17 protein-coding genes are annotated in these 22054 nt (G+C 69.3%); 2 read left to right on the top strand and 15 right to left on the bottom strand.

The window, feature by feature from the left end:
- Positions 1-106: 106 nt before the first annotated feature.
- Entirely contained in the window at positions 107-1249 is a 1143-nt protein-coding gene (locus IEW34_RS06065; RefSeq protein ID WP_188608257.1) for a DNA topoisomerase IB, read from the top strand.
- A 97-nt stretch (positions 1250-1346) separates the two neighbouring features.
- Here IEW34_RS06065 and IEW34_RS06060 read toward each other — a convergent pair whose 3' ends face one another.
- From IEW34_RS06060 to paaX, 15 genes are all read right to left on the bottom strand, one after another.
- Positions 1347-1877, bottom strand: a complete 531-nt coding sequence (locus IEW34_RS06060) for a PRC-barrel domain-containing protein (protein ID WP_188608256.1) — start codon at positions 1875-1877, stop codon at positions 1347-1349.
- Positions 1878-2109: 232 nt separating this feature from the next.
- Positions 2110-4242: a penicillin-binding protein 1C gene (pbpC, locus tag IEW34_RS06055; RefSeq protein WP_188608255.1), complete on the bottom strand. Its 2133-nt coding sequence runs from the start codon at positions 4240-4242 to the stop codon at positions 2110-2112.
- Positions 4239-9506, bottom strand: coding sequence for an alpha-2-macroglobulin family protein (locus IEW34_RS06050; RefSeq protein ID WP_188608254.1), 5268 nt, complete (start codon positions 9504-9506; stop codon positions 4239-4241). Before IEW34_RS06050 ends, pbpC begins: the two co-directional genes overlap by 4 nt.
- Positions 9507-9657: 151 nt before the next feature.
- Entirely contained in the window at positions 9658-10857 is a 1200-nt protein-coding gene (locus IEW34_RS06045; protein ID WP_188608253.1) for an ABC transporter substrate-binding protein, read from the bottom strand.
- A 263-nt stretch (positions 10858-11120) separates the two neighbouring features.
- Complete coding sequence (locus IEW34_RS06040; protein ID WP_188608652.1) at positions 11121-11549, bottom strand: PaaI family thioesterase; 429 nt, start codon at positions 11547-11549, stop codon at positions 11121-11123.
- A 35-nt stretch (positions 11550-11584) separates the two neighbouring features.
- The gene (locus IEW34_RS06035; RefSeq protein ID WP_188608252.1) at positions 11585-12850 is read right to left on the bottom strand and encodes a cytochrome P450; all 1266 of its coding nucleotides are present in this window, start codon (positions 12848-12850) and stop codon (positions 11585-11587) included.
- Between the two features lie 94 nt (positions 12851-12944).
- Positions 12945-13256, bottom strand: a complete 312-nt coding sequence (locus IEW34_RS06030; protein WP_188608251.1) for an EthD family reductase — start codon at positions 13254-13256, stop codon at positions 12945-12947.
- Positions 13257-13310: 54 nt separating this feature from the next.
- Positions 13311-14645 (bottom strand): phenylacetate--CoA ligase PaaK, encoded by a 1335-nt coding sequence (gene paaK, locus IEW34_RS06025; RefSeq protein ID WP_188608250.1) that lies wholly within the window; start codon positions 14643-14645, stop codon positions 13311-13313.
- Between the two features lie 45 nt (positions 14646-14690).
- The gene (gene paaI / locus IEW34_RS06020) at positions 14691-15158 is read right to left on the bottom strand and encodes a hydroxyphenylacetyl-CoA thioesterase PaaI (RefSeq protein WP_373288187.1); all 468 of its coding nucleotides are present in this window, start codon (positions 15156-15158) and stop codon (positions 14691-14693) included.
- Positions 15159-15250: 92 nt separating this feature from the next.
- Positions 15251-16390, bottom strand: a complete 1140-nt coding sequence (paaE, locus tag IEW34_RS06015) for a 1,2-phenylacetyl-CoA epoxidase subunit PaaE (protein ID WP_188608249.1) — start codon at positions 16388-16390, stop codon at positions 15251-15253.
- A gap of 23 nt (positions 16391-16413) precedes the next feature.
- Positions 16414-16884: a 1,2-phenylacetyl-CoA epoxidase subunit PaaD gene (gene paaD, locus IEW34_RS06010; RefSeq protein ID WP_188608650.1), complete on the bottom strand. Its 471-nt coding sequence runs from the start codon at positions 16882-16884 to the stop codon at positions 16414-16416.
- Between the two features lie 50 nt (positions 16885-16934).
- The gene (gene paaC / locus IEW34_RS06005) at positions 16935-17711 is read right to left on the bottom strand and encodes a 1,2-phenylacetyl-CoA epoxidase subunit PaaC (RefSeq protein ID WP_188608248.1); all 777 of its coding nucleotides are present in this window, start codon (positions 17709-17711) and stop codon (positions 16935-16937) included.
- 30 nt (positions 17712-17741) lie between these two features.
- Positions 17742-18029, bottom strand: coding sequence for a 1,2-phenylacetyl-CoA epoxidase subunit PaaB (gene paaB / locus IEW34_RS06000; RefSeq protein WP_188608247.1), 288 nt, complete (start codon positions 18027-18029; stop codon positions 17742-17744).
- A gap of 14 nt (positions 18030-18043) precedes the next feature.
- Complete coding sequence (gene paaA / locus IEW34_RS05995) at positions 18044-19033, bottom strand: 1,2-phenylacetyl-CoA epoxidase subunit PaaA (protein ID WP_188608246.1); 990 nt, start codon at positions 19031-19033, stop codon at positions 18044-18046.
- A 112-nt stretch (positions 19034-19145) separates the two neighbouring features.
- On the bottom strand, positions 19146-20045 hold the full coding sequence (gene paaX / locus IEW34_RS05990) for a phenylacetic acid degradation operon negative regulatory protein PaaX (protein ID WP_188608245.1): 900 nt from the start codon (positions 20043-20045) through the stop codon (positions 19146-19148).
- Between the two features lie 135 nt (positions 20046-20180).
- On the opposite strand from paaX, the gene IEW34_RS05985 reads away from it, so the two are divergent.
- Positions 20181-21650 carry a peptidoglycan-binding domain-containing protein gene (locus tag IEW34_RS05985; RefSeq protein WP_210324459.1) on the top strand — a complete coding sequence of 490 codons (1470 nt, stop codon included), beginning with the start codon at positions 20181-20183 and terminating at the stop codon, positions 21648-21650.
- Positions 21651-22054: the final 404 nt, after the last annotated feature.

Below are 22054 nucleotides of genomic sequence, written 5' to 3'. Positions count from 1 at the left end.
AAGCCCGAAAACCAGCCTCCGAGGATGACCGAACCGAAGGCGGGTCGCCGCGTTGTCCTCTGCCCCGGCATCGTTACGTTCCCCGGCGCAGCATCGAGGTCACGGCATGTCCGACAGTGCATTTGCTGGCACCACAGAGGCGACGTCTCGGCGTCGCGGCGTTCCCCCAGCCCCGAGCCGCGACAGCGCCTCCGCCCGAGCGCGCAAGAATCTCATTGCCCGGCTCGCTGCCGCGGCCGGCCTAAAACTCGTCACGCCCGGAGATCTGACCATCGAGCGGCTCCGCGACGGCGATCGCTTCGTCTACGTGCTGAAGTCCGGGCGCCATCTGGGCGATGCGTCACTTAAGGACCGCTCGGCCCGCCGGCGCCTCGACAAGCTCGCCGTGCCGCCGGCCTACACCAACGTATTCTATGCCGCAGATCCGCGCGCCCATATCCAGGCCATCGGCACCGATGCGGCGGGACGCCTACAATACCGTTACCATGCGGATTGGACCGACGTTCGCGAAGCCCTGAAGGCCCGCCGCCTCGTGCATTTGGTCGAGGCCTTGCCGGCGATCCGCCGGCAAATACTGCGTGATATCGCTGACATCAGGCCAAGCCGCGAGCGAGCCTTGGCGAGCATCGTGCGACTGGTCGAGCGAACCGCCATACGTGCCGGCAACCAGAGCTATGAACGCCTCAGCGGTAGCCGAGGCGCCACGACCCTATGCAAGTCGAACATCCGGCTGCGCGGGCAGCGCATCAGCCTCAGCTTCAGCGGCAAGGGCGGCAAGGCGACGGAGCGCAGCTTCGAGGACGATGTGCTGGCGGCCTCACTGCGCGGCCTGATGCAGCTGCCAGGCGAGCGCATATTCCAATATCTCGACGATAGGGAGCAAGTGCGCCCGCTAGACCCCGGCGACGTGAACACCTATCTGCGCCAGGCCGCGGGCCGCGTCATCTCGCTCAAGGATTTCCGCACCCTGATCGCGTCCTCCGAGGCGGTCGAGGCGCTGTCCGAGATGGCTCCGGCACCAAGCGAGCGGCGCCGGAAATCGCAGATCCTTGAGGCGGTGCGACAGGTGGCCGATGGGCTGTCCAACACGCCGGCAGTGGCGCGCAAGAGCTATATCCACGCCAGCGTCATCGACGCGTTCGAAGCCGGCCGCCTGATGCGGCTGCGAAAGCGCATGAAGGCCAAGCCATTTTCGCCGCGGCGCGAACGGCTGCTGCTCTGCGTGGTGCGCGCCGCCGCCCAGAGCTAGCAATCACGCAAGCCCACAATAAAAGAGGCCCGCCGGAGCGGGCCCCTTCACGCCGATCGGATATTCCTTCGATCGGACACCAATCGAAGCGGCCGACTTATTGCGCCGGGCGCGTCGAGCCCGTCGTCATGCCGGAGGAGTCGGGCTTGGCTGCCGACCGGGTCGCGGCGTTCTTCTCCGCCATGGTCTGGAAGGTCGGCGCGTTGTTCAGCTCGTCCTTCGTCATGCCGAGGGTGATCTTGTCGATCTCACCATTGCCGTCGCGCGCCACCTGGAGCTGCGAAAACGGCACGGCGACCCGCTTCTCGCCGACGCCCAGGAAGCCGCCGACCCCGATCACCGCCGCTTGCGCGGAGCCGCTCTGCTCGAGCACGATATCGTTGATGTCGCCGACGGTCTTGCCGTCCGGGCCGACCACCGACGCGCCGATGACCTTGGATGCCATCCATTGGCTGGCCCCCTGCTCCGACATATGACCGACGCCGGCCTTCGGGCCCGGCGCCGCAGGGGCCGTGCTCGGCTCAGCCGGCTTGGGCTCGGAGGGAGCCGGCGTCATCGTCGTCTGAGCGAACGCAGGAGCGCCCGCTAGCGTCAGCATCGCCGTTGCCAGAATCAGATGTTTACGCATGTTCATGCTCCGTCGAATGCAAAATCGTAAGCGCAGGGTCACGCTTGCAGAAATAATCCACGAGTTCGCGCAATTGTTCCGCATAGCTTGTGGTGGCCATCGGCCGTTTATGGGAGATACGGCGAACCATTATTTTAGGCGAGTGACATTATGCTTCAGCCTCCGCTTGATGCGGACGATTGCGCTTACCGAGACTGCTGACAGGCGGCTGCGGCCGACCGTTGCGGCCGGCTCAATCGATCCGCACCGAGACGCTGTCGGTGAGCCCGCGGGCATCCATGACCGAGACGCGTGCGAACCCAGCGCCGTCCGGCATCCATTCCGATCGACGCCGCGGCTGCGGCCCACCCACCGGAACGCCGTTGACGAGCCAGATCAGCGGCGGAAGACCACCCGTCGCCTTGAGCGCCAGCGCCGCCACGTCACGCCCCGGACGCGATGCCCCGAGATCCACGCGCGCCCCGTCGGGCGGGAAGGCGATGCGCAGCGGCCCCACCAGCGACGCGCCGGCGGACTTCGACTCGTCCTTGCGCAGGCTGCGCAGCGGCGGCGGCAGATTGGCGTTGGTGGCAATGAGCGCGCCCTTCGGCGCGGGGATCGGCTCCGGATCGCTGCCGATGCGGGAGAACGCGTCGAACAGGACCGGCGCGGCGACCAGACGGCCCACCAGGCCGGGAACGGCGCCATTGTCCGGCCGGCCAACCCAGACGGCGATGGTATGGCGACGGTCGAAGCCGGCCGCCCAGGCGTCGCGGTAGCCGTAGGACGTGCCGGTCTTGTAGGCGATGCGTCCGGGTGCGGCGTTGAGCGGCGGCGGCGCACCGCGCAGGATGTCGGCGACGTACCAGGCGGACACCGGATCGCATAGGCGCCTCTCGGTCCCCGGCTCGGCCACCCGGTCGGCGCGCCAGCGCAGAGGCGGCACCGACCCGCCACGGGTAAACGCCACGTAGAGGCGGGCCAGGTCGACCAAGCGAATGCCAACCCCGCCCAGCCCGATGGCCAGTCCCGGCGCGCTGTCCTTGGGCACGGCGACGGCCGCGCCGCTGCCCCGCAGGCGCGCCAGCAGCCGGGGCGGCCCGAGTTCCGACAGCAATTCCACCGCCGGCAGGTTGAGCGACTGCTGCAATGCCTTGCGCGCCGTCACCGTGCCTTGGAACGCCATGTCGAAGTTCTCGGGCACGTAGCCGCCGTAGCGCGAAGGCCGATCGTCCATCATGGTTTCCGGATGGGCGATGCCGTTCTCGAAGGCGAGCGCATAGATGAACGGCTTCAAGGCCGACCCCGGCGAGCGCAGGGCGCGCGCAGCGTCGACCGCGCCAGCTCGCTCTGCGGCGAAGTAATCGGGCGATCCGACGTGAGCCCGAACCTCGCCGGTCGCGTTGTCGATGACGACGATCGCGCCCGACAGCAGCGGGCCGGCGGCGGCGACCCGCTCAGAGAGCAGCGCCTCAAGGCTCGCCTGCAGCCGGCCGTCGAGCGTCAGGCGGATCACCCGGCTCGTGGGGTCGGCGGCAAGGGCCTGCTCGCTCAGGTGCGGCGCCAGCATGGGCAGCGGCCGGCGCGCCCGCGGCACCGGCTCGAGCCGCGCCGCCGCAGCTTCCGCCTCGCCGAGTACGCCGGCACGGACCGCCCGCGCCAGCACCCGGTCGCGCGCAGCGCGGGCCAGACGGGGACCGCGGTCGGGCCGGCGCGTCTCGGGCGACTGCGGCAGCGCCACCAGCAGCGCCGCCTCGGCCACCGAGAGCCGCCGCGGCTCCTTGCCGAAATAGACGAAGCTCGCCGCTCGCACCCCCTCGATGTTGCCGCCGTAGGGCGCCAGCGTGAGATAGGCGGAGAGGATTTCGGTCTTCGAAAGCCGCCGCTCGAGCTCGACGGCGCGCACCATCTGGCGCAGCTTGGCCCCCAGCGTGCGGTCCTCACGCGGCTCGAGCAGGCGCGCCACCTGCATCGTCAGCGTCGACGCTCCGGACACGACGTGGCCATGGCTCAGCCATTGACCCGCGGCGCGGAGCAGCGCCAAGGGATCGACGCCGGGATGAGCGCGGAATCGGCCGTCCTCGAAGGCCTCGAGCATGGCGAGATAACGCGGGTCGACCTCCGCCGCCGTGACCGGCAGGCGCCAGCGCCCAGCGGCGGTGGTGAACGGCCGCAGCAGGCGCCCATCGCGGTCGAGCACCACCGTGGAGCGCTGTTCCAGCGCGACGAGGTCGAGCGGCCCCATCGCCTCGACGAAGCGGGCGAACGTCAGCGCCGCGGCGATCGCGCCGACCACGAGGAGGCCGGCGCCGCCAAGGACAAGCCACCGCCAAGGCCGTCGCGGCCGCGCGCCGGGCGTCGGTGCGCGCGGCTCGACCCCGGTCATGGCGCCTTCGCCACCTCGACGACGCCGAAGCCGGTCCGCCCATAGCGGTCGGGCCGGTACATGTCCTCGGCAGTCGCCGGCGGATGCATGAACCGTCCGGGCGAGACCACGCGCACGATGTAGGCCACGTTGATGAACGCCGGCTGCCCCTTGTCGCGGTTGTAGGCCGCGACGAAGCGATCGTCCCGGTATTCGGTGGCGACCGGCGCAACCCCGTCCTGCTTGAGCCAGGCGAAGGCCTCCATCGAGCTGCCGTCGACCAGGTTCGGATTGTCGATCTCGAAGCCCGCCGGCAGGTGATCGACGACGAGCAAGCGGGCATAGGCGGCCGTCGCCTCGGTGATCTTCAGCGCCACCACAAGCCGGTCGTTCTGCTGCACCTTGGTCGGATCGACCTTGCTGCCGTCGAGCCGATAGTAGCTGCGCTCCACCGTATAGCCCTGGGCGGCCGGGCCCTCCGGCGTCGCCGGGTTGCCGCCGACCGACATCACCAGTTGCGCCGGCTCCTGGCCCGCGTTGGCGATCGTCACCGGCTTGGCGAGGTCGCTCTCACCGAAGCTGCGGAACAGCGGCCCGGAGTTCGCCTGCCCGTCGACGGCGACCGACAGGGCGTTGGCATCGCGGCCCGCGGCCTCGGCCGCGAGCACCATCCAGGCATTCTCCTGGGTGCTCGTGTGTTGCACGGCCGCGCGCGCCTGCTCGACGACGAAACTTGCCTTCTGGATGGTATCACGCGCGACGCCGGCCTCGGCGCCCAGAGCAATCAGGGCGGCGCCGTCCCGCAGGCGCGAGCCGTAGTCGGGCCGTGAGACGCCCCCGTCGCGCGCCGCAGCCAGGGCGTCGGCCGCCGCCCCGAACGCCGTCTGCGCCCGGCCGCGATCGCCGAGCAGCGCCAGCGCTGCGCCGATCTGGGCGCGCGCCAGGGGCGTCGCGAAATCGCCGAGCTTGGTGTCGGCGAAATAACGCAGGTCCCCCATCACCGGACGGCGGTTTCGCGCCAGCACGTAGACCGCATAGGCCAGCCCTTCGGACTGGCTGGCCGTGAAGTCGCCCGCGTTGGCCACGGTGTTGCGCAGCCGCTCCAGCGCCAGGTCGAGCGACCGCTGCGGCACGGCGAACCCCCGCTCGCGCGCCCGCGTCAGGAAATCGCCCACGAAGGCATCGAGCCAGATGTCGTCACCGCCCACCGACCACAGGCCGAACGAGCCGTTGCCGTCCTGCCGCGACAGCACGCGGGCAATCGCATCCGTGATGCGGGGGGTGACGTCCGGATCGATGGCGAGTTGCTGGGCCTGGGCCAACTGATTGACATAGAGCAACGGCAGAGCGCGGCTGACCGTCTGCTCGGTGCAGCCGTAGGGATAGCGGTCGAGCGCCTGAAGCAGCGCCGGGACGTCGAAGGCCGCGTTTGAGGCGACCGTCACCGACAGGCGGCCGGAACCGGGGATCATATCGGCGAATAGGTCGCTCGACAGGGCAACGCTGGCGCCGGCCGGCAGCGGCCGCACGGTACGGCGCACCAGCGCGGGCGTGCCGGGATGTACCCTGAACTGAACCGTCTGACGGGAGTCGACTCCGTTGCCGCTAAGACGCGCCTCGAAGCTCGCCGTACCGGTGCCGGCCGCCGTCAGCGGAATGGCGATCGCGGCCCGGCCGCCGGCGGCGAGCCTGATCTGCTTGTGCGCGGCGTCCGCCGGCACGACGATCGGACCGCGCATGTCCAGGTCGAATGTGTAGTCGCCCGCCGGGCCCTCCACATTGTCGACCTGCACGAAAAGGCGTGAGCGATCGCCGATAGCCATGAAGCGCGGCGCCGTCGGCGTCAGCACCACCGGATCGCGCACCGTCACGTCCTGCGTGCCGCTGCCCACTTTCCCACCGGCCCAGGCCGTGGCCATGATGCGGACGCTGCCGTTGAAGTCGGGGATGTCGAACGAGACGGTGGCCTTGCCGTCAGGCCCGACCTTGACGACGCCGGAGTAGCGGGCCAGCGGCGGCTGGGTCGGCGCATCGCCCGACAGGCTCATGCCGGAATCGCCGCCGGAGCGGATGGCGCCGCGGGCGCCCTGCATGCCATCGATGAGGAAGCCGTAGAGGTCTCGCACGTCGGTCGCGAGCTGGCGCTGCCCGAAATAGAACTGCTGCGGTTGCGGCGCCTCGTAGCGGGTCAGGTTGAGGATGCCCACGTCAACGGCGGCGACGGTGATGAAGGCCACCTCCCCCGGAGCCAGGCCCGTGACGCTGACGGGGATGGCGAGCTTGCCGCGCGGGCGCATGGTGGCCGGCGCATCGAGCGCCACCTTGAGCTCGTGCGCTTCCCGGTCGATCGAGAACCACGACAGCCCCATGGCCCGGCCCGGCATGCGGTTGGCGGCCCTGTCGAGCGGTCGGTAGGCAAAGGCCATGGCATAAGCGCCCGCGCCCCAGCCGGCTTCGACCGGCAGGCTCACCGTCGTGCCTCCGGCCGCAAGCGCTACGGTACGCTCCTGGTAGACACGATCACCCACGATGGCGACAGTGGCGCTGCCTGAAAAGCGCGAGTTGATGTGCAGGGTGAGGTCGTCCCCCGCCCGGTAAGCGGCCTTGTCGAGCTTCACGTCGAGCACGTCGGGGGCATCGGCCGCCACCTCGCCGGAGTAGCCGACCGTGAACGAGACGCTGGTCAGCGCCGGTTGCTGACCCGCCATGGCCACATCGAGGCGGTAGGAGCCCCACTCCACCGGGCTGCTGATGCGGGCCGGCGCATCGGCTGGCGCGTCGACGGTGCCGTCGGCGACGCGCCGGCGCTGCTCGGTCGGTTCGGAGGTCCAGCGGCCGTCGCTGCTGTACCATTGGTAGCGGCGGTCTATTCGGTAGAGGCTCCATTGCAGGGGCTTGGCCAGGCGCCGGCCGTCCGGATCCGCCACCACGACGTCGAAGCTTGCGGCGCTGCCCTCGGCCAGTTGCGAGAACAGTTTCTTGACGCCGATGACCGGATCGCGCGGCAGGATCGGCAGCGTCACCGAGCGCGCCACGGCACGGCCTCCCTCCTCGCCGACGCGCAGCGTGAGGGTCGCCTGGAAGGGCCTGTCCTGCGGCAGTTCCTCCATCGGCACGTCGATGGAGGCGTGCCCCTTGGCATCGGTCTTGACGCCGGCCTCGATCTCGGAACTGCCGTCCTCGTAGTCCTCGTCGGCAACGCCGACCTCGTAGCCGTCGAGGCCGGGCACCGCCGTCCCGTCCGCCTCGGAGACCGCCACCTCGCCGCTCACCGCCAGGTCCGACCCGGCGGCGCCGAACAGGTAGCGCGCCTCCACCGCGATGGTCGCGGGCTCGCCCGGGCGCAGCACCGCCGTTTTGGGCGTCAGCTTCACCTCCAGGCGCTCCGGCACGTAGTCGTCGACCAGGAAACTGGTCTCGCCGACCGGCTTGCCCTTGGGATCGGTGTAGGCCAGCACGCGCCAGGTGCCCGACTGTGAGCCCGACAGCAACGGTATGGAGAGTGCCCGGCCGCCGAGCCCCTGGTCTTCGACCTGGGAGCGCCGGTACTCGACCCCGTCCGGACGCCTGACCACGAGCGTCAGCGGCACCCGGGGCACCGCTATGCCCTTGCCGTCGCGCAGCAGGCTGGTGAGATGGACGGTCTCTCCCGACCGGTAGACGCCCCGCTCGGCGAACAGGAAGGCATCCAGCGCCGCCGGCGCCGCCCGGCCGCTGACGCCCCGATCGGTGAGGTCGAAGGCGTTCTGCTGCAGGTCGAGGAAGCCGTAGTCGCTTTCGGGCCCGCTGGCGACGACGAGGCCGGGCGCCAGACCTCCCTCGCCGCGCGCCAGCCCGGGATCGAAGCGCACCCGGCCGGCCGTGTCGGTCGCCCTGGTGGCCAGCACCTCGTTGTTACGAGCCACCAGCTTGATCTCGATGCCCGCCAGCGGTTCGGCGCTCGCCAGCGACCGCGCGAGGACGTCGACGCCCTCCTTGCCGCTCATGGCCGTGAGACCGATGTCGGAAACGACGAACCACTGGGTGGCGCGCTGGCTGTAGTCGTCGCCGCCGTCGGCCGTGCCGTCGGCGTTCGCCGGCAGCGCCGTCATCACGTAGACGCCCGGATCGAGCTTGCCGTTGACCGCCTCCACGATCGGGAAGGCGGTGACGACGTCCTTGTTCAGCTCGGACTTCGCATCGAGGGTGCCGCTCCAGACCTTGAAGCCCTTCTCGGTCAGGATGGCGTCGATGCCCTGCTGGCTGAGCTGGGCGAGGAAATCCTCGGAGCGCACGGTCGGCAGCAGGCTGCGGTCGCCGATGCGGGCGATGTCCAGTTTCACCTTCGGGGTGTTGACGGTGATGACCGGGATGCCCTCCTGCCCGGCTCGCGGCAGCACGTAGTTGCGGCCTGTGAAGCGCACCTGGGGCGAGCGGTCTCGGACGTAGATCTCGTAGTCGGCGCTCTTGAGCAGGCTCTCGCCGACGGACGACGGCAAGCCCTGGCGCAGCACGATGGCGTAGCGCTCGCCGTGCTTGAGCCCGTCGACGCACAACTGCCGGTCCTCGCCGGAGACGGCGGCGTTGGCAGCGCCCGAGAGAGCCACGTAAGGCGCAAAATCGGTCTTGCGCGCCAGGGGGTCGGAGAACTCGAAGCAGACGCGGGGGCTCGCCGAGTCGGAATCGACTTTATAGTCGGTGATGCGGAAACCGTATTTGGAGCGCAGCTCCTCGTAGGTGGTGCGCAACCGGCCGTTGTCGGCCAGAGCCAGCGACGCCGCGTAGGCATCGAGCGACGGGCGCCAGATCTCGCGGGTCTCGAAGGCGGCGCCCAGTTGGGCGAGCGCCGCGGCCTCGTCCGCCTTGGTCGTCGCGGCCTGATAGGCGGCATAGGCGGCGATGGTGGCCCGTTCGCGCAGCAGATAGCGGTCGCGGACGCCCTCGCGCTGCACCTGGAGCGCGGCCTTGCTGTAGGCAATCCAGGCGCCGGGATCCTTGCCGGCCAGCGCGATGGCTTCAGACGCCCGCGTTAGGGCGACGCGGGGATCGCGTCCGAGCTGCGCGGCGGACTCGCGCTTTAGCAGATCCGCATCGCGGCCGGCGGCGAGCGCGGCTTGCGCGGTGCGTCCGCTCTCGCTCCTGAGAGTCGTCTCGAGGCGCACGGCGCCGCTGGCCAGCTCTTCGCGGACGAAGCTCTTCTCCGCGCGCGCCTGCTGGCCGAGGAGGCAGGCAAAGGCCAGGGCCGCGGCGGCCGCAACGGCTCGAACAGCCGGGCCGTTGAGACATGTGAGACGCAGGCCGCGCATCGAATCCTCCCGCCGGCAATCGGACGACGCGAAGCGTCCGGGACCTTCGGCGGATCATACGCGAAGCGACCTGGACCGGCCACACGCGCGCGTGTGAGGCGGATGAGGACGCCCGCCCGTGACGGGCGGGCGTCCTCCGCCCACCTACTTCCTAGCGAATGGGATCCTTCGAGATCTCCCAACCGGTGCCGTTGAACACACCCATGTAGAACACCGTGACGGGCTCGTAGTCGCTCGGGGACGTATTGAGGGTGATGCCCGGCAGCAAAATCGGGCTCGTCTGGCCTTTGAGGTTGGTGGCGTGCTTGAGAATGTTGGCGCGCGTCAGGTCATCGCCGCAGGCCTCGAGGATGCGATGCATGATCACCGCGCTGGAATAGGCATAAAAGCCCACTTCCTCTTGCGCCGGGATGTCGGCGGCATACTTGGCGCGGAATGCCTCGTAGGTCTTGACCTCCGGGTCGTTGTTCCATTCCGGGCTGGCGAGGCGCTTCACCGTCTGGACGGTCATCAGGCCCTTGGCGTTTTCGAGCCCGGCCGCCGCCAGCAGCGAATAGGTCGCCGAGGCGCTCATCAGGTAGTGCAGCACCGGCCAGTTGAGCTCCTTCACCTTGCGGACGGACTGGGTGACGAACTTGCCCGTGGTGATGTTGAAGAAGACGTTTGCCCCCGACTTCGACAGCGTGACGATCTGGGAGTCGACGGTCGGCTCGGTCAGATCGTAGGTCTGCTCGGCGACGATCATCGTGGCAGCCTTGTCGCCGAGACCTTCTTTGATACCGCGCAGAAAGTCGCGGCCGAGGTCGTCGTTCTGGGACAGGATGCCGAGCTTGGCGTCGGGCTTGTTGGCCAAGAGCCAACGGCCGAAAATCCGCCCCTCGGTCAAATAAAGCGAAAGCGCGCCGGTCGACCACGGGAAGGTCTTGGGTTCGTTCCAGCGCGATGAGCCCGAGCCGATCAGCAGTTGCGGGATGCCCTTGCTGTTGAGGTATTTCTGGACTGCCGCCTGGGTCACGGTGCCGTTGGAGGACATGGTGGCGAGAATGCCGTCACCCTCGACCAACCGGCGCGTCGCCTCCACGGTCTTGGCCGGATTGTAGGCGTCGTCGAGGGAGATCAACTCCACCTTGCGCCCGTTGATGCCGCCCTTCTCGTTGATCATGCGGAAATAGGCCAGTTGCGTGCGGCCGACCATGCCGACATAGGAGGCCGGGCCGCTGTAGGGCATGGTCTGGCCCAGCTTGATCTCCGTATCGCTGGCGCCCTGGTCGTATTTCTTTTCGGCGGCCGCGGCAGGGCCGGCCGCGCCGATCGTCAGGGCGACGGCAACGGCAAGAGCGTGTGCGCGCATATTCGTGTTCCTCCCGGCTGCTCCGCCCTGTTTCGTGGCGGACGGTTGGGGGCAACCTATAACACGTTATAGCGATTGTCATGGATCGAGCGCGATCATGGCAGCGTCGCGGCGCCGCACCCGGTACCGAACCGGGCGTCAATAAGGAGCTGCTCTCTGTGCAACGGGGGCCTCATCCATCGCCGAGATAGATCCCCCAACTATTTGAACCTCAACGGTTTATTCTTTCGCCACCGCGAGCTGGCGCAGATCTGCGCTGCACGCTACTTACCGTCCCGCATCAGCGCGTAAGCCGTCTGTGCCAGTGCCACCGGTTTCCGGTCCCCGTCGGCAGCCGTGATGGACACGCTGCCGAACGCCATGGTGCGGCCCAGGCGGACGACCTGCGCAGCGGCGAGGAGGTCGACCCGGGCAGCCGGCCGCAGGAAGTGGATGGTCTGGTCGACCGTGGTCATCGGCAGGTAGCCGCCCGCGGCGGCCGAGATCGCCAGGACCATGGCCGTGTCGGCGAAGCTCATCAGCGCCTGGCCACAGACGACGCCGTTGTCGCGGCACAGCTTGTCGGAAAACGGCAGGCGCAGCACGGCACCATCCGATCGAAGCTCTTCGACCGTCAATGCCAGATCCTGCACCCAGCCGGCAAACACCGTCGCCAGCAACTCGTCGCCGGCCGCCTTGTCGAAAGCCCCCATCAACATCCCCTCGCCCTTCGCCCCATTGATGTCGATCACGCCAGCCGCGCGGGCAGCGCGACGAAGCCGCGAAACCGTGCCCTCCGCGCCCGCCGCCCCGGCGCCGCGGCGGTGAAGGCGGGGAAGCGCGCCAGAAACCGTCCGATCGCCACCCGCCCCTCGAGCCGGGCCAGGTTCAGCCCGGCGCAGACGTGTGGCCCCGAGGCGAAGGCGAGGTGGCGGTTCGGCGTGCGCCCGACATCCAGCCGATCTGCCGCGGCGAACTGCTCCGGGTCGCGATTGGCGGCGCCGATGCAGAGCGTCACCAGCGTGCCTTCCGCGACGGCGGTGCCGCCGATCTCGGCTGCCTCGACCACGCGCCGGTTGCCGAGCTGGTTGGAGCTCTCGAAACGCAGGAATTCCTCGATGGCGGTGCGGATCAGGGCTGGGTCGTCGATCAGGCGCTGCCGTTCGCCCGGATAGCGCAGCAGCAGCTCCAGCCCGTTGCCGATCAGGTTGGTCGTCGTCTCGTGGCCCGCGTTCAGGATGAAAATGCAGTTCTGCAGCAGCTCGACCTCGCTCAAGCGGTGGCCGCCATCGCTCTCGCCGGCGATGAGGCGTGTCAGCACGTCGTGCTCCGGATCGCCGGGACGGCGGCGGCGGTCGGCCACCAGGCGGCGCAGATAATCCAGAAAATCTGCCACGGCGCGCTCCCCGCCCTGCTGCACCTCGTCGCTCAGCACCGGCTCCAGCGCGCCCAGGATGGCCAGCGACCAGCCGCGCAGGGGGCCTCGCTCCTCATGAGGGATGTTCAGAAGATTGCCGATCACCTCCACGGGGATGGCCGCCGCGAAATCCTCGATAAGGTCGACCTCGCCGCGCGACTGGATGCGATCGAGCAGCCGGTCGACCAGCTCGGTCAGGCCCGGCTCCATCTCGGCGATGGCCCGCGGGCTCAGCGCGCCGGCGATCAGATGGCGCACGCGGGTGTGCAGCGGCGGGTCGTTGAAGACCAGCGAGGTGGTATGGTGTTCGAACAGCCGCGAGCCCACCCCGTATTTCGGGGCGAACTCGACCTTCTTGTCGGAGCTGAACCGGACCGTATCCTTGTAGATCGCCTCCAGGTCCCGGTAGCGGGTGAGGAACAGCGTTCCGTCCGGCATGCGGTGGACCGGGTCGTTCTCCTGCAAGGCGCGATAGGTCGGATAGGGATCATCGTAGAACGACGCAGGCAGGTCCTGCAGGGAAAAGGCCGCCGACGCGGCACCATCGCCCGAACCCGCCCGAACTGCGGCCGAGGCGGAATGTTGCTGCGGGATCATGAGCGTTGCCTTCACATGAGCGACGTCATGGCCGGGTCAAGCCCGGCCACGACGGCTGAGGCGGTCTCGCCGCCGCCAGATTCGCCATGCGCCACTAGCCGACGACGTCGTTGATCTGGACAACGGCCTGGCCGTCGGTGAACTTTGGAATATCCGCAAAGATCTCGCGGCCGTGAGCCTTGCCGGCATTCTTGAAATCGTCAAGTGAGCCGAAGGTCAGCAGCGCAATCACCCGATAGTCCAGCGGGCTGCCGTCGGGCTTGCCGGCGCCGCGCAGCACCTGCACGTTGCTGAGCCCGAATTCGGTCCAACGCTCCTTGAGCAACGGAATATGTGTCTTCATGTAATAATCGAGATCGAACTTGGTCTTATCGTCGGCCGGGTACATCACCGTTACCTGGATCATTGCTTCCTCCTTGTAAATTATGTGTTCTATGCACCACTATCGACCGCCGCCGCATCATTCTTTCGGCCGGCGGTCGACGATCCGCTTGGCTTTGCCCAACGAGCGCTCGATGCTCTCGGGATCGAGCACGCGCACGCTCGCCGAGACGCCGATCGTGTCCTTCACCATGCGTTCCAGCCGACGGGCCGCCGCCTCGCGCGCCGCGAGCTCGATGGCCTCGGGCCTGGCTTCGACGTGCACCTCCATCTCGTCCAACCGCCCGGTGCGCGTCAGCACGATCTGATAGTGCATCGACAGCTCCGGTATGCCCAGGAGCTTTTCCTCGATCTGGGTCGGGAAGACGTTGACGCCGCGGACGATGATCATGTCGTCGGAGCGGCCGGTGACCTTCTCCAGGCGGCGCAGCCGGCGCGCCGTGCCCGGCAGCAGCCGCGTCAGGTCCCGCGTGCGATAGCGCACCACCGGCATCGCTTCCTTGGCCAGCGACGTGAATACCAGCTCGCCCAGCTCGCCGTCGGGCAACACGTCGCCGCTGATCGGATCGATCACCTCGGGGTAGAAGTGATCCTCCCACACGTGCAAGCCGTCCTTCGTCTCCACGCACTCGCTGGCGACGCCCGGGCCCATGACCTCCGACAGCCCATAGATGTCGACGGCATGAAGATCGAACGCCTCCTCGATTTCCTCGCGCATGGCGTTGGTCCACGGCTCGGCCCCGAAGATGCCGACGCGGAGCGAGGACCGGCGCGGATCGAGCCCCTGTCGGCGGAATTCGTCGAGGATCGCGAGCATGTAGGACGGCGTCACCATGATGATGTCCGGCTTGAAGTCGTTGATCAGCTGCACCTGCCGTTCTGTCATGCCGCCGGAGACCGGCACGACCGTGCAACCGAGCCGTTCGGCCCCGTAGTGGGCGCCGAGCCCGCCCGTGAACAGCCCGTAGCCGTAGGCCACGTGCACGATCATGCCCGGCCGGCCGCCGGCCGCCCGGATGGAGCGCGCCACGACGTCGCTCCAGGCATCGATATCGGCGCGGGTGTAGCCGACGACGGTGGGCTTGCCGGTGGTGCCGGACGAGGCGTGGATGCGCAGCACCTGCGAGCGCGGCACGGCGAACATGCCGAAGGGATAGTTGTCGCGCAGGTCCGCCTTGCTGGTGAACGGAAACCGCTTGAGATCATCCAGCGACCTGAGGTCGTCGGGGTGGACCCCGGCGGCATCGAAGGCGGCGCGGTAGTGCGGGACGTTGTCGTAGGCGTGCCGCAACGTCCACAGCAGCCGCTCGAGCTGGTGGGCCCTGAGGCGGTCCACGGACGAGATCTCGAACGGATCGAGGTCCACGGGGCGCGGCGCCAGCTCCTCGAGCTTGCGCAGAGGAATGTCCAACATCTCATCCTCCCGTTTGTCTTGTTGTTCTTCTGCTTTGGCTTGGCGTCAGCCCTCCCCGGCCAAGCGGCCGGCAATGGTGCGAGAATGGCCGCGGAACTCGGCGACGGTCTCGCCGCCGCCATCGCGCACCGTGACGTCGTAGATGCCGCCGCGCCCTTGGCGCGACCGCTCGACCGCGTGTGCGCGCAGCAATTCGCCGCCCATGACCGGCCGGATGAAGGTGACCGCGCAATGCTGCGCGACGGTGCGCTGGCCATGGGAGTTGCAGGCGAAAGCGAACGCCGAATCCGCCAGCGTGAAGATGAAGCCGCCGTGGCAGATGCCGTGGCCGTTGGTCATGTCCTCGCGCACGGGCATCGCCATCACCGCCTCGCCAGGCCCGATGCGCTCCAGCGTCATGCCGAGGGCGTGGCTCGCCCGGTCGCTCGCCCACATCTCGCGGGCGCTGCGCTGGGCCGTATGCGCGAGAGTCGCTTGCGGCTCGGGCGCATCAGTCATGGCGTCACGCGCCATGCCGCAGTCCTCGCGGCCGACCGTTCAATTCCGGGCGCAAGCAGCGCGATCGCATCGGGCATCTCCTCGGGGCAAAAAGGGCCGGCCGGCGCTCACATCTGGTCGAAGTCGACGAGCACCCGTGCGCTGCGCGGCCGCGACTGGCAGGTCAGCACGAAATTGGCCGCCAGCTCCCACGGTTCCAGCGAATAATTGACGTCCATCTCGATCTCCCCCTCGGCGAGCCTGGCGCGGCAGGTCGAGCACATGCCTCCCTTGCAGGCGAAAGGCATATCGAGGCCGGCGCGCAGGGCCGCGTCGAGGATCGTCTCGCCGTCCGCGACCGGCACGCTGCGGCGCTTGCCGTCGATGATCAGGTCGGCGTGCCACTTCGCCGGCGCGTCCGGCCGCAGCGGCGCGTGCGCCCGCGCCTGCCCCCCGTAGGCAGAGACGAAGCGCTCCACGTGAATGGCCTCGGGCGACATGCCGAGATCGGTCAGCGCCGTGGTCAGATCGTCGATCATCGTCTCGGGGCCGCAGAGGAAGGCGTGGTCGACGGCCGCGGCAGGCACCAGCGCCGTCAGCAGGCGACGCGCCTTGTCCGCATCGAGCCGGCCGCTGAGGATCGGCAGGTCCTGCTCCTCCTGGCTCAGGACGTGGAACACCGACAGGCGGCCGAGAAAGCGATCCTTGAGCTCCTCCAGCTCACGGCGAAACAGCACGTCGGCGGTGGAGCGGTTGCCGTAGAACAGGAAGAAGCGGCTCGTCGGCTCGCAGGCGAGAACGCCACGCAGGATCGACAGCACCGGCGTGATGCCGGAGCCTGCCGCGAAGGCGATGTGGATGCGGCCGTCGCCCGGAAGGGCGGCGAGCCCGAAGCGGCCGGCCGGGCTCATCACTTCGATCGCGTCGCCCGTGGTGAGCTCCCCGTTCGCCCACGCCGAGAACAGGCCACTGTCGACGCGCTTCACGGCGATGCGCAATTCGCCGTCCCCCGGGCCCGAGCAGATGGAATAGGACCGCCTCACCTCCTCGCCGTCGAGGGTGGTGCGCAGCGTGAGATACTGGCCGGGAACAAAGCGGAAGGCATCCGCGAGAGGCGGCGGCACGTCGAAGGCGATGGAGACGGCGTCGGCCGTCTCCCGCCGCACGTCGGCGACGAGGAGGCGGTGGAAGCGCGGGGCGGCGCTGGCCGGCAGGTGCGGGGGAGGCGGGGGCTGGTCCGGCGCTGCGGTGACGAACTGGGGGGTCATGGCCTCACCTGTCGATGCGCCGGTCAGTGGCATTTGAAGGCGTCGAACGGCTCGCGGCAGGCCCGGCAGCGCCAGAGCGACTTGCACGAGGTCGAGCCGAAAGCGGCAATCTCGGCCGTGTCCTCGGACCCGCAGCGCGGGCAGGCAACCTCCTCCACGCCGAACAGGGCGCGGCGGCCGGCACCCCGGCGCGGCGGCGCAATACCGTAGTCCCGCAGCTTGCGCCGCCCCTCCTCGCTCATCCAATCCGTCGTCCAGGCCGGCGCCAGGATGGTGTTGACCTTGACGGCGGCAAAGCCCGCACGCGCCAGCGCAACCTCGAGCTCCAGCGCAATCATGTTCATGGCCGGACACCCCGAATAGGTCGGCGTGATGTCGACCTCGACCCGCTCGTCGCCGAGCCGCACGTCGCGCAGCACGCCGAGGTCGGCAATGGTCAATACCGGGATCTCCGGATCGACGACGGTCGCCGCCGCGCGCCGGGCCGCCGTCAGCCGAGCGGACGAGGCGGCGGCCGGGGTCGGCGGCGGGGATCGACGGACCGTCACCAGGCCGCTCCCGGGTTGGAGCGCTGCAGGTGCTGCATCTCGGCCAGCAGATGGCCGAGATGCTCGCTGTGCCGCCCGCTACGCCCGCCGCGGCGCATGAAGCCCGCCGGCGGCGCCTCGAGGGTCGCCTCGGCGAGGACCTGGATGACCGTGCGTTGCCACGGCTCGCGGAGCGTCTGCGGATCGACGGCGATGCCGGCGGCGATGAGCGTCCGGTCGGTCCCATCCACCTCGAACAGCTCGCCGGTGAAGGGCCAGAGTTCGGTGAGCGCCGCTGCCGCCCGCGCCCGGCTCTCGGCAGTGCCGTCGCCGAGGCGCACCACCCACTCGGCGCAATGGCGCACGTGGTAGGCCATCTCCTTCTCGGCCTTGGCGCCGACCGCGGCCAGGGTCGCGTCGCCCGAGGCCATCATGGCGCGCCAATAGGGCTCGGCATACGCAGCGTAGAGGAACTGGCGCACGATGGTGACGGCGAAATCGCCGTTCGGCTGCTCGACCAGCAGCAGGTTGCGATAGCCGCGCTCGTCGCGCCAATAGGCGAAGGCGTCCTCGTCGCGGCCGCGGCCCTCCACCTCGCCGGCGTGGGCATAGAGCATCCGCGCCTGGCCCAGGAGATCGAGGCCCATGTTGGCGAGCGCCATGTCTTCTTCCATGGTCGGCGCCCGCCCCGCCCATTCCGACAGGCGGTGGCCGAGGACCAGCGCGTCGTCGGCCCGTCGCAGCAGGTAGGACACCAGCGGCGTCTCGGCGACACGGATAGGGCCCGGAGCCATGGCGTTCTCCTCCCGGGGCGCGCGGCCCGCTCACATGTGTCCGACCTCGTCGGGCACGTCGTAGAAGGTCGGATGGCGGTAGATCTTCGAGGCGGCAGGCTCGAACATCATGCCCTTGTCCGCCGGATCCGAGGCGGTGATCGCGTGCGACGGCACCACCCAGATCGACAGCCCCTCGCCGCGGCGGGTGTAGAGATCGCGCGCCGCCTGCAAGGCCAACGTGGCATCACTCGCGTGCAACGACCCGACGTGCTTGTGGGCGAGGCCGTTGCGCGACCGGATGAACACCTCCCACAGCGGAATCTTCGGTTCGGTCATCAGCACCCTCCCCCTCAGGCCGCCTGCTTGGCCTGGCGCTTCGCGGCAAAGGCCAGGGCTGCCTCACGCACCCAGGCGCCGTCCTCGTGCGCGCAGCGGCGGGCCGCGATGCGGTCGGCGTTGCACGGCCCGTCGCCGGCGATGACGCGGCGCAGCTCATCCCAGTCGATGGCGCCGAACTCCCAGTGCCCGCTGTCGGCATCGAAGCGCAGATCCGGATCCGGCAGCGTCAGACCGAGGAAATGGGCCTGCGGCACCGTCGCGTCGACGAACTTCCGACGCAGCTCGTCATTGGAGAAGCGCTTGATCTTCCAGCGGGTGGAGGTGTCGGAATGCTGGCTGGCGGCATCGGGCGGACCGAACATCATCAGGCATGGCCACCACCAGCGGTCGAGCGCGTCCTGGGCCATCGCCTTCTGCGCCGACGTGCCGCGCGCCAGCGTCAGCATGATCTCGAAGCCCTGGCGCTGGTGGAACGATTCCTCCTTGCACACGCGGATCATGGCGCGCGCGTAAGGCCCGTAGGAGCAGCGGCAGAGCGGAATCTGGTTCATGATCGCCGCCCCGTCTACCAGCCAGCCGATGGCACCGATGTCGGCCCAGCTCAGCGTCGGGTAATTGAAGATGGACGAATACTTGGCCTTTCCGGTGAGCAGCTGGTCGACCAGTTCCTCGCGCGCGATGCCGAGCGTCTCTGCCGCAGCGTAGAGGTAGAGGCCGTGCCCGCACTCGTCCTGCACCTTGGCAAGGAGGGCCGCCTTGCGCCGCAAGGACGGGGCACGGGTGAGCCAGTTGCCCTCCGGCTGCATGCCGATGATCTCGGAATGAGCGTGCTGCGAGATCTGCCGGATCAGCGTGCGGCGGTAAGCCTCCGGCATCGCATCGTTGGGCTCGATGCGTTGGTCCGCGTCGACGCGCTCCTGGAAGCGCGCCAGCAAGGCCGCATCCTCGCCAGGCGGTTGGCCCGCTCCGACTGCACCGGCATTGAGAGCCTGCGTGTACATCGGCTCCTCCCACATTTTGAATGATTATATGTAACACAAAACTGGATGACAACAAAATTCTGTAACATGTTGCGCTGCACAGAGAGCGACGAGCGGCGCTGACCTTCCCCTTCTACGCGCCGTCCTGGAAGCGCCGGAACACCGCGGCGGCGGCCGGCAGCGGCGCACCCGTCTCGTCCACGGCGTGGGCGTCGAGCCAGCGCTCGGAGGGAGCGACGAGGTCCCGATAGAGGCTGGCGCACAATGTGCGGGCCGTCTCGCCGGGCCAATCGGCCGGCAACACGTCGGCCGGCAGCAGGGGATCGCGCAGCACCACACGGCGGTACTCGTGGATGAGCAGCACGCGCGCTACCAGGGCATCGGCATCGGTCAGCGCGGCGTCGCGGCCGAGGGCTGCGCGCATGGGCGCGAACGTGGCGACGAACCGCCGGTAGGCGTCGGCCGTCGCGGCCAGCGGCCAACTGCGGGCGGCGAGCCGGCGCAACGTGTCCAGTTCCCCATGGACCTCGAGCCGCAGCGCAGCGTCTGCCGGCGCGGGCAGCGGCTGCCCGGCCAGGGCCACCCAGACGCCGGGCGCCGGCGTTCCGAAGCCGGCCTCCTCGAGCGCCGCCCTGACCGCCCGTTCGGCGCCGTTGCCGAGCAGAGCGAGATCGAAATGGCCGGCGAACGGGCGCGGGCGCGCGCCATAGATATGGCGGGTCGCCTCGGCGAAGGTCGCCCGTCCCTTGTCGGCCAGTCGATAGAAGCTGTTGCGCCCAACCTTCCGCCGCTCCAGCCAGCCGTCGGAGGCCAGGCGCGACATGGCCGTCCGCACCACCCCCTCGCCCACGCCGAGAGCCTTGAAGAAAGCGAGCAGCGTGCCGAGCCAGACGCTGCCGCCGCGCGGCACGATGGCATCGCCATAGACGGTGATGATGATCGACCAGGTGCGCGAGGGCGCAGCCCGAAGCTGCGCCAGAATCGGGCCCAGCGCGTCCGGACCCGCTGCATCGTCGGTGAGAAGAGGCGGCATAGCGACTGTTTAAGGCCAGCCGTGCCGCGCGCAAACCCGCCTCGCCGCGACGATTTCTGGAAGTTCGTCGGCAACCCGCCTACCATTGCCCCCGAATGGGCGTGTAGAGGGGGCCCCGCACATGACGGTGATCGCATGATGACCGCCCTCGCCGCACAGGCCGGTGCCGGCCGGCCCAGGCGCACCGTCGCCAGGGGCGCCCTGGCCTGCGCCATGCTGGTTCTCGCCGGCGGCGTGGCGGGGGCCCAGATCCCGGCGGCAGCCCCGACGGGGCCGAACCCGAAGCTGGAGGCGTCTCGCAAGGCCTTCGAGGCGCTGCCCGAGACCGAGCGCAAATCGATCCAGGATGCGCTGGTGTGGGCCGGCACCTACAACGGCGTCACCGACGGCTCGTTCGGAAAGCGCACCTACGACGCCATCACGACCTTCGAGACCCGCGCGAAGTTGACCGCCGACGGCATCCTCGCCCCCCAAGAGCGCGCCCACTTGGCCCACGCCGCAACGCGGGCGCGCGAAGCCGTCGTCTTCAGGCTGGTGACCGACCCGGTGAGCGGCATCCGCATCGGCCTGCCGACGCGGGTCCTGGACAAGTCATCCCAGGCCAGATCCGGCACCGTCTATGCCAGCAGCCGCGATCGCACGGCGCTCGCCCTCTTCGTCGCAGACCCCGCGGCGACCCTGCCGGAGCTATTCGACAAGCTGGGCGTAGACGGGCCGCCGACGCGCCGCGTCAGCTACAAGGTGCTGCGGCCGGATTTCCTCGTCGTCACCGGGACCGACTCCGGTCGCCGCTTCTTCACCCGCATCGCCAAGGGAGAGGCCGGTCTGCGTGGCTTCACCTTCACTTATCCGGACGACGCGGGTGCCGCCTTCGATAAGCTGACCATTGCCATCACCAACAGCTTCGACCCCTTCCCGGCCCGCCCGAGCGGGGGCACGGCGCCCACGCCCGCCGCGCCCCCGGCGCCGGTGGCGCAGACGCCTGCCGGCCCGCGCCTCGTCGGCACCGGTCTCATCGTCGCGCCCGGGCGCGTGCTCACCACCGCCGCGGCTGCGGCCGAATGCCCTGCCCCGCTGATCGGGCGCGCCAGGGCGCAGATCCTCAGAAGTTCCGCGGAGAGCGGCCTCGCCCTCCTGGAGGCGGGCGCGGCCAAGGCCGCGCCGGTGGCACCGGCCAGCCGCGAGCCGGCGGCCGGCGACAGTCTCGCCGTTGCAGGCTTCGCCGAAGCGCCGGCGGCGGCGAGCGGGGGCCCTTCGGTGCCGACGCTCGGCGTCGCCAGCGCGACCGTCGCCACCGAGCAGCCGGCGCTCCGCATCATCGCCCCCCTGCAGGCCCAGGCCGGCGGCAGCCCGGTCGTCGACCGCAGGGGGCAACTCGTCGGTATCGTCGCGGCCGCGGCTGCGCCGCGGCGCATCGCCGGCGTGGTGCCGCAGACGAGTTATGCGGTGGTGCCGGCGGCCACCATCGCAGCCTTTCTCACCGCCGCAGGCGTAGCGCCCGCGGCTGCGGAGGCCACCGCGGACGGGCTCACCGCCGGCACGATCGCGGCCGCATGGGCGCCGGCGCTCGTCGCCGTAGAGTGCGGGCCGACAGGATCGCCGTGAGCGGCGCCGCTCGCGGTTGCGTTTTCCTAGTGCATTTCCGCGCTTCTTCGAATCGCCGAAATGCTCTATCTGTTTGATTTACGCGTTTTCTTCACGCGAACCGGCGTCCACTTCGCTCGAAAACGCTCTAAGGTACCGGCGCAGGACGAGCGGTGCGATGCAACATCAGCCTTGACTTCGCCGCTTTGAACGCGCACATGCCGCCACGGCGGTCGAGAAGATCGTTCGGGAATCGGTCACTCCGACCCGGACGGACAGGCGCGCCGATGGCGTGCGTGCCGCGCGTGCGGAGCGACCAGCTCCACCCCGCCGACGCCCAAGAGAACCTGGGGGCCCCGACACGCAGGGCGCTCCGCAAAGGCCGGCGTCATCGTCCCGAGCCGGCGGCGAAAGTATCCATTTTG

Origin of the sequence: Chelatococcus reniformis, from assembly GCF_014640075.1 — a bacterium.
In the GTDB taxonomy this organism is placed as follows: domain Bacteria; phylum Pseudomonadota; class Alphaproteobacteria; order Rhizobiales; family Beijerinckiaceae; genus Camelimonas; species Camelimonas reniformis.
This window is presented reverse-complemented; position numbering and strand designations above follow the sequence as displayed.